Origin of the sequence: Bradyrhizobium sp. 87 (genome assembly GCF_023073015.1) — a bacterium.
GTDB lineage: Bacteria > Pseudomonadota > Alphaproteobacteria > Rhizobiales > Xanthobacteraceae > Bradyrhizobium > Bradyrhizobium canariense_D.
Genome location: NZ_JADPIQ010000128.1, coordinates 332,000 through 347,268 on the forward strand (window position 1 = coordinate 332,000; position 15,269 = coordinate 347,268).

Here is a 15,269-nt window from a genome sequence, read left to right on the forward strand (position 1 = left end):
ATGACCGCTGTTGCTGCATCGCACCCGGCAATCCCCGCTGACAGCACGGCGCAAAAGCTGTCGCGTATCAAGGCGATTGTGGCTGCGTCGTCCGGAAATCTGGTCGAGTGGTACGACTTCTATGCTTACGCATTTACCTCGATCTATTTCGCGGCGGCGTTCTTCCCGTCTGGCGACCAGACCAGCCAGTTGCTGGCGACGGCCGGCATTTTCGCCGTAGGGTTCTTCATGCGGCCGCTCGGTGGCTGGCTGTTCGGCTGGATCGCCGATGCGCATGGCCGCAAGAATTCGATGGTGCTGTCGGTGCTGCTGATGTGCGCGGGATCGCTGATGATCGGAATGCTCCCCACGTACCAAACAATCGGCGCCGCGGCGCCGGCGCTCCTACTGTTTGCGCGCATGGCACAAGGCCTGTCGGTCGGCGGGGAATATGGAACGGCGGCAACTTATATGAGCGAGATTGCCGGCAAGGGCAACCGCGGGTTCTATTCGTCATTCCAGTATGTCACGCTCATCGGCGGGCAACTTCTCGCACTCCTCGTTGTCGTGGTTCTGCAGCAAACCTTGTCGCTCGACGAGCTGAAGGAATGGGGATGGCGGGTGCCTTTCCTGTTCGGCGCCGTCGCGGCCGTTGTGGCGTTGTATCTCCGCCGCTCGTTGCAGGAGACGGCCTCGGCGGAGACCATGCACCGCAAGGAGGCAGGTTCTCTCTCCGGCCTCTGGCATCATAAGCGCGCGCTGCTGATCGTTCTCGCATTCACGATCGGCGGATCGCTATTTTTCTATACGTTTACGACCTACATGCAGAAATTCCTGGTCAACAGCGTGAAGCTGGATGCCAAGACGGTCAGCTCGATCATGACCGCTGCCCTGATCGCCTTCATGCTGCTGCAACCGGTGTTCGGGGCGCTATCGGACAGGATCGGCCGGCGCAACAACATGATCCTGTTCAGCGCATGCGCTACCCTCGCTGCGGTGCCGCTATTGATGGCATTGTCCAGCACCACCAACGTCTACGCCGTTTTTGGCCTGATCATGATCGGTCTTGTGATTGCGTGCTTCTATACCTCGATCAGTGGCGTCGTGAAGGCCGAACTGTTTCCGCCCGAGGTGCGCGCCCTAGGCGTCGGACTTCCCTACGCGATTGCCAATGCGATGTTCGGCGGAACGGCGGAATATGTTGCATTGTCGCTGAAATCGTCCGGATACGAAACCCTGTTCTTCTGGTACGTCGCGGCGATGGCGCTGGTCGCCCTGGTCGCGTCGCTCTGGATGCCGGATACGCGGACGCGAGGCTATCTCGACGGCGATGGCCGGATCTGAACTGAAACACGACGGCCCCGTCATGCCTGCGACGGCGTCCGGAGAGCATTGAATTCGAATGGGAGAGACGCGCTGATGGCCAAGGGATCAGATTTGTTGGTTGCCGCACTCGAGAACGAGGGCGTCGACCGAATTTTCGGCGTTCCCGGCGAGGAGAACCTCGATGTCGTGGAAAGCTTGCGCAACTCGTCGATCAAGCTGATCCTGACACGCCACGAGCAGGGCGCGGCCTTCATGGCCGCGACTTATGGACGGCTGACCGGCAAGCCCGGCGTGTGCATCACCACGCTTGGCCCTGGCGCATTGAACCTGACGACTGGCGCCGCCTACGCGCTGCTCGGCGCCATGCCCATGATCATGCTCACGGGCCAGAAGGGCATCATGAGCAGCCGACAGGCCAAATTCCAGATCGTCGATGTGGTTAGCGCTTTCAAACCGTTGACCAAGCTGTCGCTCCAGATCGTCAGCACAAGCGGCATTCCGACAATCGTTCGCGATGCCTTCCGGATCGCCATGGAAGAGCGTCCGGGTCCGGTTCTTCTGGAACTGCCCGAGGACATCGCGGGCGAGGAATCCGAAGACGTCGCGATGGTGGCGCCGCATCCGATCGAGATCCCGGTCGCCCATCGTGCCTCGCTGGATCGCGCTGCCGACATGATCCTCAAGGCCAAGCGGCCCTTGATCATGCTCGGCGCCGCCGCGTCCCGGCCGCGCAGCACGGCCGGCATCGGCGGCTTCGTCCGCCGCACGAAAATTCCGTTCTTCACCACACAAATGGGCAAGGGAACGGTACCCGGCGGCAGCAACCTCTACATGGGGACGGCTGCACTCAGCGAGCGCGATTACGTTCATGAAGCGGTCGACCGAGCCGATCTGATTATTGCCATAGGTCACGACACCATCGAAAAGCCGCCCTTCATCATGGGCCCCAAAGGTCCTCAAGTCATCCACGTCAGCTACACGCCGGCCAACGTGGAGCGGGTCTACTTTCCGCAGTGCGAAGTGGTCGGCGATGTTGGACCGAGCCTGGAGTTGCTGGCCGATCGTCTCGAGGGGCGGCTGCATCATGCCGGCGCGCTGTTAAGCCTTCGCGAAAGTATCCTGGCCCGGATCGGCGATCGCGCGACCGAGGACCGTTGGCCCCCGACGCCGCAACGCATCGTGCACGATGTGCGAAAGGTCATCCCTGAAGACGGCGTCGTCGCGCTGGATAACGGGATGTACAAGATCTGGTTCGCCCGCAACTACCGCACCTATGTGGCGAACACGCTGCTGCTGGACAATGCCCTCGCGACAATGGGCGCCGGGCTGCCATCCGCCATGATGGCGGCGATGCTGCATCCGGAACGCCGCGTGCTCGCGGTCTGCGGCGACGGCGGCTTCATGATGAATTCGCAGGAGATGGAAACCGCGGTTCGCCTTAAATTGAATCTCGTCGTGCTGATCCTGGAAGATTCGGCCTATGGCATGATCCGCTGGAAACAGGCGGTCGATAGTTTCCCGGACTTTGGCCTCACGTTCGGGAATCCGGATTTCGTCAAATACGCCGAGAGCTACGGCGCGAAAGGCTCGCGGGTCGAAAGCACGGATTCGTTGATTCCGACGCTCGAAAACGCTTTCAAAGGTGGCGGTGTGCACCTCGTCGTCGTGCCGATCGACTACAGCGAAAATACCCGCGTGCTCGTGGATGAACTTCGCGAGAAGCTGAAGCAGGTTATTGAGCCGACCGTGTGAGCCGTCGGCGAGGGCCGATTGATGAGCTGAGCTGAAATTGGCGTGGTCGCAAGCGCCGGCAATGGAGAGTGCAATGAGTGAGCAGATCAACGAGCAGGCTGAGAAGATGCGGGAAATGGCGCAGACCACGCTGGACAAGGCGAAAGAGGCTGTGTCGAAATACATAACCGAATCCCAGAAGTTGAGAGAGAAGGCCGATTCCAGCGTTCGCTCAACCTATTCGGCGGCGAAGGAGATGAACGAAAGAGCCGTCGCGTTCGCCGAGGAAAATGTGGCTTCGGGCTTCGAGCTTGCGCAACGGCTGTTGCATGCCAAGGACCCGCAGGAAATGGGTGCAGTTTATCAGAGCCATCTCAAGGAGCAGATGGAAAAAATGAACGCGCAGTTTCGCGAGCTTGCAAGTGCAATGAACCAGCCGTCGACTGTTGACCTGAATAAGTAGCGCCGGTCGCCTCAGAGCGAAATCAAATCGCTGATCACAGGATGTTGCCTGCACGCGTTCCGAGCGCGGACGATGCATCATCCGATCAAGACAATCGCATCGCAGTGCGTCGGGGAGGCTCCAAGGTGGGCACGGAAAAGTCAGATACGCTGATCCATGACGTGCCGGCCGGCTGGGCACGGCGGGCTCATGCTGACGCTGCGAAATACAGCAGCATGTATGCTTCGTCGGTGTCGACGCCGGATGCTTTCTGGGCGGAGCATGGCAAGCGGATCGACTGGATCAAGCCGTTCACGAAGGTGAAGAATACCTCCTTTGCGCCCGGCAAGGTCTCGATCAAGTGGTTCGAGGACGGCACCACGAATGTGGCGATGAACTGCATCGACCGGCATCTTGCCCGGCGTGCCGGTCAGGTCGCGATCATCTGGGAGGGCGACGATCCCGCCGAATCCAGGCACATCACCTACGCGGAGTTGCACGATCAGGTCTGTCGTTTCGCGAATGTCCTGAAAAGTCACGGTGTGAAGAAAGGCGACACCGTCACGATCTACCTGCCCATGATTCCGGAAGCCGCCTATGCCATGCTCGCCTGCGCGCGAATCGGGGCGGTCCATTCCATCGTGTTCGGCGGGTTCTCGCCGGATGCCCTGGCCGGACGTATCGAGGGCTGCCAGTCCAAAGTCCTGGTCACCGCCGATGAGGGGCTGCGCGGCGGGCGCAAGGTACCGCTGAAGGTCAATGCCGACGATGCGCTGAAGAAGGTGGCCGGCATCGTGAAGACGATGATCGTGGTCAAGCGCACCGGCGGTGGCATCGACTGGGTCGACGGCCGCGACGTCTGGTACGCGGACGAGGTGGCAAAGGCCTCGGCCGACTGCGCGCCGGTCGAAATGAACGCGGAGGATCCGCTATTCCTTCTTTACACGTCGGGTTCAACCGGTGCTCCAAAGGGCGTCGTTCACAGCACGGGTGGCTATCTCGTTTTTGCGTCGATGACGCACCAGTATGTGTTCGACTATCACGACGGCGACATCTACTGGTGCACCGCCGATGTCGGCTGGGTCACCGGCCACAGCTACATCGTCTATGGGCCGCTGGCCAACGGCGCGACCACGCTGATGTTCGAGGGGATCCCGAACTATCCCTCAACATCGCGCTTTTGGCAGGTCGTCGACAAACACAAGGTCAACATCTTCTACACCGCGCCGACCGCGATCCGTTCGTTGATGGGTGCGGGGGAAGAGCCGGTCAAACAGACCAGCCGTGCGTCGCTGCGCTTGCTCGGCTCGGTGGGCGAGCCGATCAATCCGGAAGCGTGGGATTGGTATCACCGCGTGGTCGGCGATGGACGTTGTCCGATCGTCGATACCTGGTGGCAGACCGAGACAGGCGGCATCTTGATCTCGCCGCTTCCCGGCGCGACGGCTTTGAAGCCCGGTTCGGCAACCCTGCCGTTTTTCGGAGTGATGCCGGAAGTGGTGGACGCAAGTGGTGCCGTGCTGACCGGCGCATGCGAAGGCAATCTCGTCATTGCCGATTCCTGGCCAGGCCAGATGCGCACGGTCTACGGCGACCACGAGCGCTTCATGCAGACCTACTTCGCGACCTATCCGGGCAAGTATTTCACCGGCGATGGCTGCCGGCGCGACGCCGACGGCTACTACTGGATCACCGGCCGCGTCGACGACGTCATCAACGTATCCGGTCATCGCATGGGGACAGCCGAAGTCGAAAGCGCGCTCGTCGCACATCAGAAGGTTTCCGAAGCCGCTGTTGTCGGTTTTCCGCACGACATCAAGGGGCAGGGCATCTACGCCTACGTCACCTTGATGTCGGATGCGGAGCCCTCCGGAGAGTTGCGCAAGGAACTAGTGGCCTGGGTCCGCAAGGAGATCGGACCGATCGCCGCACCCGATGTCATTCAGTTTGCGCCGGGCCTGCCCAAGACCCGCTCTGGAAAGATCATGCGTCGTATTCTGCGCAAAATCGCCGAGGACGAAGTCGGCGCGCTCGGGGACACCTCAACCCTGGCGGATCCGGCGGTGGTCGATGATCTCATCAAAAACCGCCATAGCCAAAAGGCGGCGCGGAAATGAATATCGACGCGATTTCGATCGGCGACAATCCCCCGGAGGACGTCAATGTCATCATCGAGGTTCCGATCGGCGGTGAACCGATCAAATACGAAATGAACAAGGCGGCGGGCGCGCTGTTCGTCGACCGCTTCCTGTATACGCCGATGCGCTATCCCGGAAATTACGGCTTCGTTCCGCACACGCTTTCGGACGATGGGGATCCGATCGACGTGCTCGTGGCCAATTCGCGGCCGATCGCTCCTGGCGCCATAATCAATGTGCGGCCGATCGGCGTGCTCAAGATGGATGACGAGGGCGGCGGCGACGAGAAGATCATCGCCGTGCCGATGCCGAAACTGACGATGCGCTACGCACACGTCAACGGGATCGCCGACATGCCGCAGATCGCGATCGAGCAGATCCAGCACTTCTTTGAACACTACAAGGATCTGGAGCCGGGGAAGTGGGTGAAGGTGATCGGATGGGGCGACAGTGCCGAAGCGCGCCGGCTGATCGTCGAGGCCATCGCGCGGGCAAAGAGCTGAAACCGAGATATGGGCAATGATATGAGACTGGTTCTGTTGGGGCCGCCAGGCGCAGGTAAGGGCACGCAGGCGACGAGGATCGTCACTCGATTTGCGATCCCGCAATTGTCGACCGGCGACATGCTGCGCCAGGCGGTTGCGGAAGGCACGGCTGCGGGATTGCGCGTCAAGCACATCATGGATCGGGGTGAACTTGTGCCCGACGACGTCGTGGTATCGGTGATCGCTAATCGTATCGACCATTCCGATGCGGTAAGCGGCTTTATCCTTGACGGCTTCCCGCGCACGGTCGCGCAGGCCGAAGCGCTCGATCAGGAACTCGCCACCCGGGGCATCAAGCTCGATGCGGTGCTTGAGCTCGAGGTCGACGAAGATGCGCTGCTCGACCGCATCAAAGGGCGCGCCGACGATGCGGCAAGCCGAGGCGAGCCGGTGCGCCGCGACGATAATCCCGAGGTCTTCAAGACCCGGCTCGGCGTTTATCGCGAGCAAACCGCGCCGGTCACGGAATACTACCGGTCGCAGGGACTGCTCAACGTCGTCGACGGTTTGCAGCCGATTGACGCCGTGACCGAACAGCTCGCCGCGGCGCTTGCGGCAGTAACGTCCGATCAGATCAGGAGTGATGTCAGATGAAAGCGTTTACCTTCCAGGCACCCCCCAACATCCTGTTCGAGGCAGGCGCATCGAAAAAGCTGGCGGAGTTGGTCGCTGGATACGGGGCAAAACGTGTTCTGCTGGTCACGGATAAGGGCGTACGCAATGCAGGCCTGACCAGAAACGCCGAGGCTGGCCTGGTTGCGGGCGGCTGCGAACTGACGATATTCGAAGATGTGGAGGCGGATCCGCCGTCGCATATCATCGAGCGGGCGGTCGCACTGTGTCGTGACAAGGACATCGAGCTGGTTGCCTCAATCGGCGGCGGCAGCGCGCTCGATACCGCGAAGTTGGTGGCCTATCTGGCCAAAACGCCTGATCGCCTCGAAGATATCTACGGCGTCGGCCTTGCCAAGGGCGAACGCCTTCCGCTGCTGCTGGTGCCGACAACGGCCGGAACGGGCTCGGAGGTGACCCCGATTGCGATCGTCACCACGCCGACGACCGAGAAAAAGGGCGTCGTTGCGCCCCGCCTGCTCCCGGACTGGGCGATCCTCGATCCGGAGCTGACGCTCGGCCTGCCGCCGCATGTCACCGCGGCGACCGGCATCGACGCCATGGTCCATGCGATCGAAGCCTATACCAGCAAGCACCGGAAGAATCCGATGTCGGACCAGTTGGCACGGCAGGCTCTCGCCCTGCTGTCGGCGAATGTCCGGACGGTCTGTGCGGACGGATCTAATCTCGAAGCGCGGTCGCAAATGCTGCTGGGTTCGATGCTGGCCGGCATGGCGTTCGCCAATTCCCCGGTCGCCGCCGTGCACGCGCTGGCCTATCCGATCGGCGCGCTGTTCCACGTGCCGCATGGCCTGTCGAATGCCTTGGTGCTGACCCAGGTGCTGCGGTTCAATTTGCCGGAGGCGGAAGGCCTCTACGCCGAACTGGCGCCGATCGTCGATCCCAAATCGGAAGGAATGAGCGTCAGCCAGCGGGCACGGCTGTTCGTCGATGCGATCGCGGCGATCTGCCGGGATTGCAACGTGCCGGCCTCGCTGGCCGATGTCGGCATTGCGAGGGGCGACCTGAAGAAGCTCGCCGAGGATGCGATGAAGCAGACGCGGCTTCTCGTGAACAATCCGCGGGAATTGAGCTTCGACGATGCGCTGGCGATCTACACCGAGGCGTTCGGCAACCGCGCGGCGGCCTGAGCGGCACAAAGAGTGAGCAGCATGAGCGAGAACGACAAATCGGCTTCCGCTGATTCCGATCCCGGCCTCGAATGGGCGAAGCTGTGGCAGACGATGGCCGAATCCTCGAACCGCATGGTCGAGGCGTGGTCGGGGTCGATGGCACCGTTCATGCTGGCGCGTCTGTCGGAAAAGCCGGGTGGTTTTGGCGACGGCAACGAACTGTCGGCAGCGATCGAGCGGATGGCGCAGGGGCCGCGGCTGGCCGACGTCTGGGACATCGACCGGAAAATGGCGTTGGCCTTTGGGGCCTGGATCGAGATGCGCCAGCGGCTTGCGAGCTACAATGCGGTTGCTGCCGCTCCATGGCCTGAAGCGTCGAAGCGGTTTTACGAGACGATGTCCGCCACCGGTAGCGATGGCTCCCCGCATCCGGAGTGGCGCGAGGCGTTCGCCAAATGGAGCGAAATCTCCAACGAGGAACTGATCCGGAATCAGCGCACCGACGGCTTCTTGCAAGCTCAGAAGGAACTGCTGCAGGCGGGATTGAAGTTACGGAGCCGGCAGGATGATGTCGCTGAGGCCGCGTCAGCCATGTTGGGGCTGCCGACCCGCAAGGATTTCGACGACGTGACGCAGCAATTGACCGAACTCCGCCGAGAAGTCCGTACGCTCGCCCGCCAGATCCGCGACCAGAAGAGCGAAGCCGCACGATGAGCGATCAGGAGAACCAAACCTCGCGCTTCGCCCGGGACATGGCGGCCAACGCCGAGAAGATGTTCAAGGCGACACAGTTGATCGCCAATACGCGGGATGAAGACGTCGCCATCGGCACGACACCGAAGCATCTCATGATGCGCCGCGACAAGGTCGAGCTGTTCCATTATGAGCCGATGGCGGAAGCGACGGCGAAGACGCCCGTCCTTTTGGCCTACGGCCTGATCGGGCGGTATACCATGGCTGATTTACAGCCTGACCGCTCGCTGGTGCGCAGCCTTCTCTCAAAAGGGCTCGATCTCTGGCTGATCGACTGGGGCCAGCCGGGCCGAACCGAGCGATGGCTGAAAATTGATGATTACGTCGATGACTACATCGATGCCGCAGTCGACCGCATCGCGCAGGAAACCGGCCATGACAAGATCACGCTGCTCGGCATCTGCGAAGGCGGCGTCTTTACGACGTGCTACACCGCTCTGCATCCGGAAAAGGTCAAAAATCTCGTCATCACCATTACCCCAATCGACTTCCATGCCGATGTCAAGGACAAGGCCGCGCACCACGGCTTCCTCAACCTTTGGACCCGCAGCCTCGATCCTGATGACATCGACAAGCTGGTCGATACTTACGGCGTGCTGCCGGGCGAGTTCATGAGCTCGGTGTTCTCGATGATGACGCCGATGCGCTCACTGACGAAATACAATGTCGATCTCATCGACGTCGTCGATGACGAGGCCAAGTTCATGAATTTCCTCCGCATGGAAAAGTGGCTCGCGGACCGTCCGCATCATCCTGGCGGAGCGGCGAAGCAGTGGCTGAAGGATCTCTACCAGGAGAACCGCCTGGTCGATGGCAGCTTTGAACTGTCCGGCCGTCGGGTCGATCTGAAGTCTATCACGGCTCCCGTGCTGAATGTTTTTGCGTTGGATGACCATATCATTCCGCCGGACTGCTCGCGCGCGCTCGGAGCGAAGATAGGCAGCACGGATTACACCGAAATTCCGCTGCCCGGCGGCCATGTCGGCCTGTTCGTCTCCAGCAAATCGCAGGGCAAGCTGAGCCAGAGCATTGCCGACTGGCTGGTCGCCCGCGACGCCAATCCCGGAAGTGAAGCCTGATGCGCAACAAGATCGTCGACGCCGCCGAGGCGGTTGCCATCATCCGTTCCGGTGACACCGTCGCCTCGTCCGGCTTCGTCGGCGTGGGAACGCCCGATGAAATCATCAAGGCGCTGGAGCGGCGTTTCGTGCAGACCGGAGAGCCGCGGGACCTTTCGCTGGTGTTCGCGGCGGCGCCGGGAGACGGCGCCGATCGCGGCCTCAACCGCCTGGCGCATCCCGGCCTGATCAAACGCCTGGTCGGCGGACATTTCGGCCTGGTTCCGAAGCTCGCCCGGATGGCGGTCGACAATCACGTCGAGGCCTATAACTTGCCGCTCGGATGCGTATCGCATCTGTTTCGTGAAATTGCGGGGCGCAAGGCCGGGCTTCTCTCCAAGGTCGGGCTCGGCACCTTCGTCGATCCGGCCAATGGTGGCGGAAAGCTGAATGCGCGCACCACCGAAGAGCTGGTGCGGATGATCGAAATCGACGGCGAACAATGGCTGTTCTACAAGGCATTTCCCATCAACGTTGCGATCATCAGAGGTACCACCGCCGACCACAACGGCAACATCTCGATGGAAAAAGAGGCGTTGACCCTCGACAATCTGGCGCTGGCAACGGCCGCCAAGAACTGCAAGGGATTCGTCATCGCGCAGGTGGAGCGCATCGCCGCCTCCGGCTCGCTCAATCCGCGTCACGTCAAAATTCCGAGCGTCTTGATCGACTGCGTCGTCGTTGCGCAGCCCGAAAACCATGTCCAGACCTATGCCACGGGTTACAACGGAGCATTTTCGGGCGAATTGCGCGCGCCGGCCGATCGCAATGTTCCGATGGCGCTGGATAACCGCAAGATCATTGCGCGCCGCTGCGCCCTGGAATTGCCGATGGGCGGCGTGGTCAATCTCGGCATCGGCATGCCGGAGGGAGTCGCCTCGGTTGCCGCCGAAGAAAAGCTGTTCGACTTTGTGACGCTGACTGCCGAGCCCGGCATCATCGGCGGTATTCCGCAAGGCGGTCTCGATTTCGGTGCTTCGATCAATGCAGAATCGATCATCGACCAGAACCAGATGTTCGATTTCTACGACGGCGGCGGGCTCGATCTGGCCTGTCTCGGCATGGCTCAGGTCAATGGCCGCGGCGACGTCAACGTCAGCCTGTTCAATGGCCGTCTGGCCGGCGCCGGCGGCTTCATCAACATATCCCAGAATGCGCGCCGGCTGATCTTCGCAGGCACCTTCACCACCGGTGGGCTCAAGACGTCGGTCGTGGATGGTCAGCTCAAGATCCTCAGCGAAGGCAAGTCCTCGAAATTCATCGACAAGGTGGATCAGATCACGTTTTCGGGCCAGCTTGCCGCAACCAACAGGCAGCCCGTTCTCTATGTGACGGAGCGATGCGTGTTCCGCCTCACTCCCGAGGGTCTCGAACTGATCGAGATCGCGCCGGGTGTCGATATGGAGCGCGACATTCTCGCGCTCATGGGCTTTCGGCCCATCATCCGCGCGCCGAAATCCATGGATGTTTCGCTGTTCAGCGAGGCCCTGATGCAGCTCGACGACCGGCTGCTCAATCGGCCGCTGGCGGAGCGGCTGTCGTACGATGCCGATCGCAACACGCTTTTTCTCGGACTTGACGGCTATCGGGTCCATAGAGATGCCGACGTCGAGGTAATCCGGGCGTCGATCCTCGAACTCTTCCATCGTGTCGGACGCCGGTTTTCCGCAGTCGTCAACTACGATTCGTCTTACATCGCTCCCGACATGACGGAGAAATGGTTTTCAATGGCCGCCGAGGTCGAGCGGACCTGCTACGATCATGCCTCGCGCTACACCACCAGCGCATTCATGCGCCTGAAGCTCGGCGACGCGCTGGCCCGCCGCGACGTCGCGCCGCATATCTTCGAAACCTCGGCCGACGCCCACCGGTTTGTCGAATAGACCGATGGGGCTGAAATCCACCGAGTTGCGCCCCACGGACTGGCCTGAAGGACGGCAGAGGGCGCCCGACCGCACCGGATCGGTGCGCGGGCTGACCCGGCGCAGCTTCCATCGTATCGCATTCACGGATTGGGGGCCCGCGCCCGCGGTGCGGCCGGTGCTCTGCGTCCATGGCTTGACCAGAAACGGCCGGGACTTCGATCACCTCGCCGCAGTTCTCGCAATGGCAGGGCGGCAGGTCGTCTGCCCGGACTTGCCGGGCCGCGGACAAAGCGAACGGCTGCACGACAGCAGCGACTATGCCTTGCCGCAATATTGCAGCGACATGACCGTGTTGATGGCAGCTCTTGGTGCAACGGAGATCGATTGGGTTGGAACGTCGCTGGGCGGCTTGATCGGGATGGTGCTGGCTGCCCTTCCGGGCAGTCCGATCCGTCGCATCGTCATCAACGACATCGGACCCTATCTGCCCTGGACCGGATTGCTTCGTCTCGGTGCCAATCTCAACGAGGCGCCCAAATCGTTTGAGACGATCGAACAGGCCGAAGGCTACTACCGGCGGGTTCTGGCGCCTTTCGGGCGATTGGAGGATGTGCACTGGCGGCATCTGACAACGCATAGCGTGGCCTGGAGCGTGGAGGGGCGCTGCTTCAAGCCGCTGTGCGATGCGAACATCGCTCAGGCCTTTCGAAACCCTTGGCACTACAGCGTCGATCTCTGGAAATACTGGGATGCGATCGATGTCCCCATTCTGGTCATACGCGGGCAGCAATCGGATTTGCTTTCCGAAGGCGTCCTCAAGGACATGATGCGGCGCAATCGCAATGTCCGCGTTCACACCGTCGCGGACTGCGGGCATGCGCCGGCCCTGATCGCTGACGAACAGATCGAGGTCGTGACGCAGTTTCTGAGCGGCCACGACTCCACTTAGCGCTGAATGCTTCATGCCGAACTGCATTATAACGTGTTAATTCCAACCTGGCTGTCTTCATCATGGCTTCGAAACTCACGCTCAAAGATCCGACCCTGTTGCGCGATGCCTGTCCGGTGGCAGGTGCGTGGGTAGCCGCCGATAACGGCGCCACCATCACGGTCGATAATCCCTCGACCGGCGCCGTGGTCGGACATGTCCCCAACATGGGGATGGCCGAGACCCGGCGGGCGATCGAATTCGCCAACGCTGCGCTACCGGCGTGGCGAGCCCGTACCGCGAAAGAGCGCGCCGTGATCCTGCGACGCTGGTTCGATCTGATGATGGCGAACCAGGACGATCTCGGTGCGATCATGACGGCGGAGCAGGGCAAGCCGCTTGCTGAAGCCAAGGGCGAGATCGCCTATGCCGCAAGCTTCGTCGAGTGGTTCGGCGAGGAAGCAAAACGCGTCTATGGCGATACGATCCCGGGGTTCACGGCCGACCGACGCATCATCGTGCTAAAGCAGCCGATCGGCGTTTGTGCCGCAATCACCCCGTGGAATTTTCCGGCCGCGATGATCACGCGCAAGGCGGGCCCGGCCCTGGCGGCGGGTTGCACCATGGTCGTCAAGCCGGCAAGCCAGACACCACTGTCCGCGCTGGCGCTTGCGCTGCTGGCGGAGCGGGCAGGCGTCCCTCAAGGTGTGCTGTCCGTCATCACAGGTTCGGCGTCGGCGATCGGCGGCGAAATGACCTCCAATCCGATCGTACGCAAGGTGACATTCACGGGTTCGACCGAAATCGGCAAGAAGCTGATGGCGCAGAGCGCGTCGACGGTGAAGCGGACATCGATGGAGCTCGGCGGCAACGCGCCGTTCATCGTCTTCGACGATGCGGACATCGATGCCGCGGTCAAGGGCGCGATGGCTTCGAAATACCGCAATGCCGGCCAGACCTGTGTTTGCGTCAATCGCTTCCTTGCGCAGGACAAGATCTACGATTTGTTTGTCTCGCGTCTGGCTGAGGCGGTTAGTGCGTTCAAGATCGGTGACGGGTTCGAGCCCGGCGTCGCGATTGGTCCGCTGATCGACATCGCCGCCGTGGAGAAAGTCGAAGAGCATGTTTCCGATGCGGTTTCCAAGGGAGCGCGCGTCGCCATCGGTGGGAAGCGCCATGCGCTTGGCCGCACGTTCTTTGAACCGACGGTATTGGCGGACGCCACGCCGGACATGTTGATCTTCCGGGAGGAAACTTTTGGCCCGGTCGCGCCCGTATTCCGCTTCAAGACTGAAGAGGAAGCGATCCGCCTTGCGAACGATACCGAGTTCGGACTTGCGGCCTATTTCTACGGCCGCGATATCGGACGGGTCTGGCGCGTTGCCGAAGCGCTCGAGTACGGCATCGTCGGTATCAACGAAGGCCTGATCTCGACCGAGGTTGCACCGTTCGGCGGCGTCAAGGAGAGCGGCAACGGCCGTGAGGGTTCGAAATACGGCATCGAGGACTATCTGGAAATCAAATACCTCTGCATGGGTATCATCCAGAGTTCGGCCACTTGAGCGGCTGCCGGCATCGCGGAACAACGCATGGGCGGAAACCGTTTCGGGCCGTAGCTTGAATGGGGAGGGAGCGGCCACGTAGGGAATAGTCGCAACATTCAGCGGTTTAGTTTTGTTGCTCGGAATATCGAAATTCGCCGCGAAAATTTTTCTGACACTCCGGAATCGAAGTTGCCGAATAAGTGGTCGTTATCATTTATATTCGTGGGACAGGCGCCACTAACAATTCGCTTCACAGCTCAGCTCAACGCGTGAGCGGCCAATCCGTAGACCCACGGCTCGTTTTCCTTTCGGTTGAGGAATCGCCGCCCCTTGGACATGGTTGTGACCGTCTCGCTGATCGCGAGGCGGCTCTGCTGAAGATAGTCAGCAAACAGGCCCGTTTGCTCCCGGGTATCGACGCGGGCGAAACGGCCGGTGAGATCCTTAAGATGCACGGCCGTGAGATGGATCGCGTCATAATCATTGCTGGCGACAATGGGACCGATCACGTGACCACGCCCGAATTCGCGCTTCATGGAGTAGCCGACGGTCTTGCCGTCGCGGCGCAGTACACAGATTGACGCACCTTCCGAAAGCAGAGCAAGCAGCTCCCGGCGGCTCGTGCCGAATGCGCGCTCATCCAGCGCCGCAATCTCATTGAGAGTTTCGGCTGACGCCGACCTCAATTCGCCATCCAGAACTGATGTCGGTGGAAGGGGTGATACGATCTCTCCCTGCCACTGATACACGACCGCTTCCTTGGTGAAGCCCAGCGACAGATAAAGATGATAGGCAGCATCGGTCGAGTTCAGGGCAAGACTCCGATCCTCGCACCGTTCGAACACCTGTTCCATCAGCCATCGGCCGGTACCTTGTGCTTGGGTGCGCGGCGATGTGAGTACCAGGCCGATGGTGGCGAATTCGTGTCCGTGGGGGAACCACATCGCACTTCCGAAAACGCGCCCGATGCCGTCAACAGCGACGATGCCCTGACCGGCGCGGCGCAGGAAATCCCAGTCCTTTGGCCGATGCGGCCAGCCGACGGCAATCGAGAGCGCGTGGAGCAGCTTCACATCAACGTCTCGAATGTCGCGCGCGACCAATTCGAAGGACTTCAGGCGTACGGATCGTCCCATCTCAGTTCATTCCTTCGCG

13 protein-coding genes are annotated in these 15,269 nt (G+C 61.2%); 12 read left to right on the forward strand and 1 reads right to left on the reverse strand.

The annotated features are described in order from the left end of the window. The 12 genes from IVB50_RS33010 to gabD all read left to right on the forward strand — a co-directional run bounded on the left by IVB50_RS33010 (position 1) and on the right by gabD (position 14,132). Positions 1-1,323: an MFS family transporter gene (locus tag IVB50_RS33010; RefSeq protein ID WP_018453169.1), complete on the forward strand. Its 1,323-nt coding sequence runs from the start codon at positions 1-3 to the stop codon at positions 1,321-1,323. Between the two features lie 75 nt (positions 1,324-1,398). Further along, complete coding sequence (locus tag IVB50_RS33015; RefSeq protein ID WP_018453170.1) at positions 1,399-3,057, forward strand: acetolactate synthase large subunit; 1,659 nt, start codon at positions 1,399-1,401, stop codon at positions 3,055-3,057. 73 nt (positions 3,058-3,130) lie between these two features. Then, positions 3,131-3,499 carry a phasin family protein gene (locus tag IVB50_RS33020; RefSeq protein WP_143273907.1) on the forward strand — a complete coding sequence of 123 codons (369 nt, stop codon included), beginning with the start codon at positions 3,131-3,133 and terminating at the stop codon, positions 3,497-3,499. Positions 3,500-3,540: 41 nt separating this feature from the next. Continuing rightward, complete coding sequence (gene acs / locus IVB50_RS33025) at positions 3,541-5,595, forward strand: acetate--CoA ligase (protein ID WP_240543312.1); 2,055 nt, start codon at positions 3,541-3,543, stop codon at positions 5,593-5,595. Next, a complete protein-coding gene (gene ppa, locus IVB50_RS33030) occupies positions 5,592-6,119 on the forward strand; it encodes an inorganic diphosphatase (RefSeq protein WP_018453173.1) in 528 nt (175 codons plus the stop codon). The genes acs and ppa overlap by 4 nt, the downstream gene beginning before the upstream one ends. Before the next feature lie 21 nt (positions 6,120-6,140). Beyond that, positions 6,141-6,755, forward strand: coding sequence for an adenylate kinase (locus IVB50_RS33035; protein WP_026232477.1), 615 nt, complete (start codon positions 6,141-6,143; stop codon positions 6,753-6,755). After that, positions 6,752-7,924, forward strand: coding sequence for an iron-containing alcohol dehydrogenase (locus tag IVB50_RS33040; protein WP_018453175.1), 1,173 nt, complete (start codon positions 6,752-6,754; stop codon positions 7,922-7,924). Before IVB50_RS33035 ends, IVB50_RS33040 begins: the two co-directional genes overlap by 4 nt. 21 nt (positions 7,925-7,945) lie before the next feature. After that, entirely contained in the window at positions 7,946-8,620 is a 675-nt protein-coding gene (locus tag IVB50_RS33045) for a poly(R)-hydroxyalkanoic acid synthase subunit PhaE (RefSeq protein WP_039798611.1), read from the forward strand. Continuing rightward, positions 8,617-9,738 (forward strand): class III poly(R)-hydroxyalkanoic acid synthase subunit PhaC, encoded by a 1,122-nt coding sequence (gene phaC, locus IVB50_RS33050; RefSeq protein ID WP_018453177.1) that lies wholly within the window; start codon positions 8,617-8,619, stop codon positions 9,736-9,738. The genes IVB50_RS33045 and phaC overlap by 4 nt, the downstream gene beginning before the upstream one ends. Continuing rightward, positions 9,738-11,660: a CoA-transferase gene (locus IVB50_RS33055; RefSeq protein WP_247299258.1), complete on the forward strand. Its 1,923-nt coding sequence runs from the start codon at positions 9,738-9,740 to the stop codon at positions 11,658-11,660. The genes phaC and IVB50_RS33055 overlap by 1 nt, the downstream gene beginning before the upstream one ends. Positions 11,661-11,664: 4 nt before the next feature. Then, positions 11,665-12,591 carry an alpha/beta hydrolase gene (locus IVB50_RS33060; protein WP_085361111.1) on the forward strand — a complete coding sequence of 309 codons (927 nt, stop codon included), beginning with the start codon at positions 11,665-11,667 and terminating at the stop codon, positions 12,589-12,591. A 62-nt stretch (positions 12,592-12,653) separates the two neighbouring features. After that, the gene (gene gabD, locus IVB50_RS33065; protein ID WP_018453180.1) at positions 12,654-14,132 is read left to right on the forward strand and encodes an NADP-dependent succinate-semialdehyde dehydrogenase; all 1,479 of its coding nucleotides are present in this window, start codon (positions 12,654-12,656) and stop codon (positions 14,130-14,132) included. A gap of 239 nt (positions 14,133-14,371) precedes the next feature. Here the strand turns inward: gabD and IVB50_RS33070 are convergent, their stop codons facing one another. Then, a complete protein-coding gene (locus IVB50_RS33070) occupies positions 14,372-15,250 on the reverse strand; it encodes a GNAT family N-acetyltransferase (RefSeq protein WP_018453181.1) in 879 nt (292 codons plus the stop codon). Between the last annotated feature and the right edge of the window lie 19 nt (positions 15,251-15,269).

Coding starts and splice junctions, on each gene's coding strand:
- IVB50_RS33070 (WP_018453181.1), bottom strand. CDS start 15,250: ATGGGACGATCCGTACGCCTGAAGTCCTTCGAATTGGTCGCGCGCGAC.
- IVB50_RS33015 (WP_018453170.1), top strand. CDS start 1,399: ATGGCCAAGGGATCAGATTTGTTGGTTGCCGCACTCGAGAACGAGGGC.
- IVB50_RS33060 (WP_085361111.1), top strand. CDS start 11,665: ATGGGGCTGAAATCCACCGAGTTGCGCCCCACGGACTGGCCTGAAGGA.
- phaC (WP_018453177.1), top strand. CDS start 8,617: ATGAGCGATCAGGAGAACCAAACCTCGCGCTTCGCCCGGGACATGGCG.
- IVB50_RS33010 (WP_018453169.1), top strand. CDS start 1: ATGACCGCTGTTGCTGCATCGCACCCGGCAATCCCCGCTGACAGCACG.
- IVB50_RS33040 (WP_018453175.1), top strand. CDS start 6,752: ATGAAAGCGTTTACCTTCCAGGCACCCCCCAACATCCTGTTCGAGGCA.
- ppa (WP_018453173.1), top strand. CDS start 5,592: ATGAATATCGACGCGATTTCGATCGGCGACAATCCCCCGGAGGACGTC.
- IVB50_RS33055 (WP_247299258.1), top strand. CDS start 9,738: ATGCGCAACAAGATCGTCGACGCCGCCGAGGCGGTTGCCATCATCCGT.
- IVB50_RS33045 (WP_039798611.1), top strand. CDS start 7,946: ATGAGCGAGAACGACAAATCGGCTTCCGCTGATTCCGATCCCGGCCTC.
- acs (WP_240543312.1), top strand. CDS start 3,541: ATGTTGCCTGCACGCGTTCCGAGCGCGGACGATGCATCATCCGATCAA.
- gabD (WP_018453180.1), top strand. CDS start 12,654: ATGGCTTCGAAACTCACGCTCAAAGATCCGACCCTGTTGCGCGATGCC.
- IVB50_RS33020 (WP_143273907.1), top strand. CDS start 3,131: ATGAGTGAGCAGATCAACGAGCAGGCTGAGAAGATGCGGGAAATGGCG.
- IVB50_RS33035 (WP_026232477.1), top strand. CDS start 6,141: ATGAGACTGGTTCTGTTGGGGCCGCCAGGCGCAGGTAAGGGCACGCAG.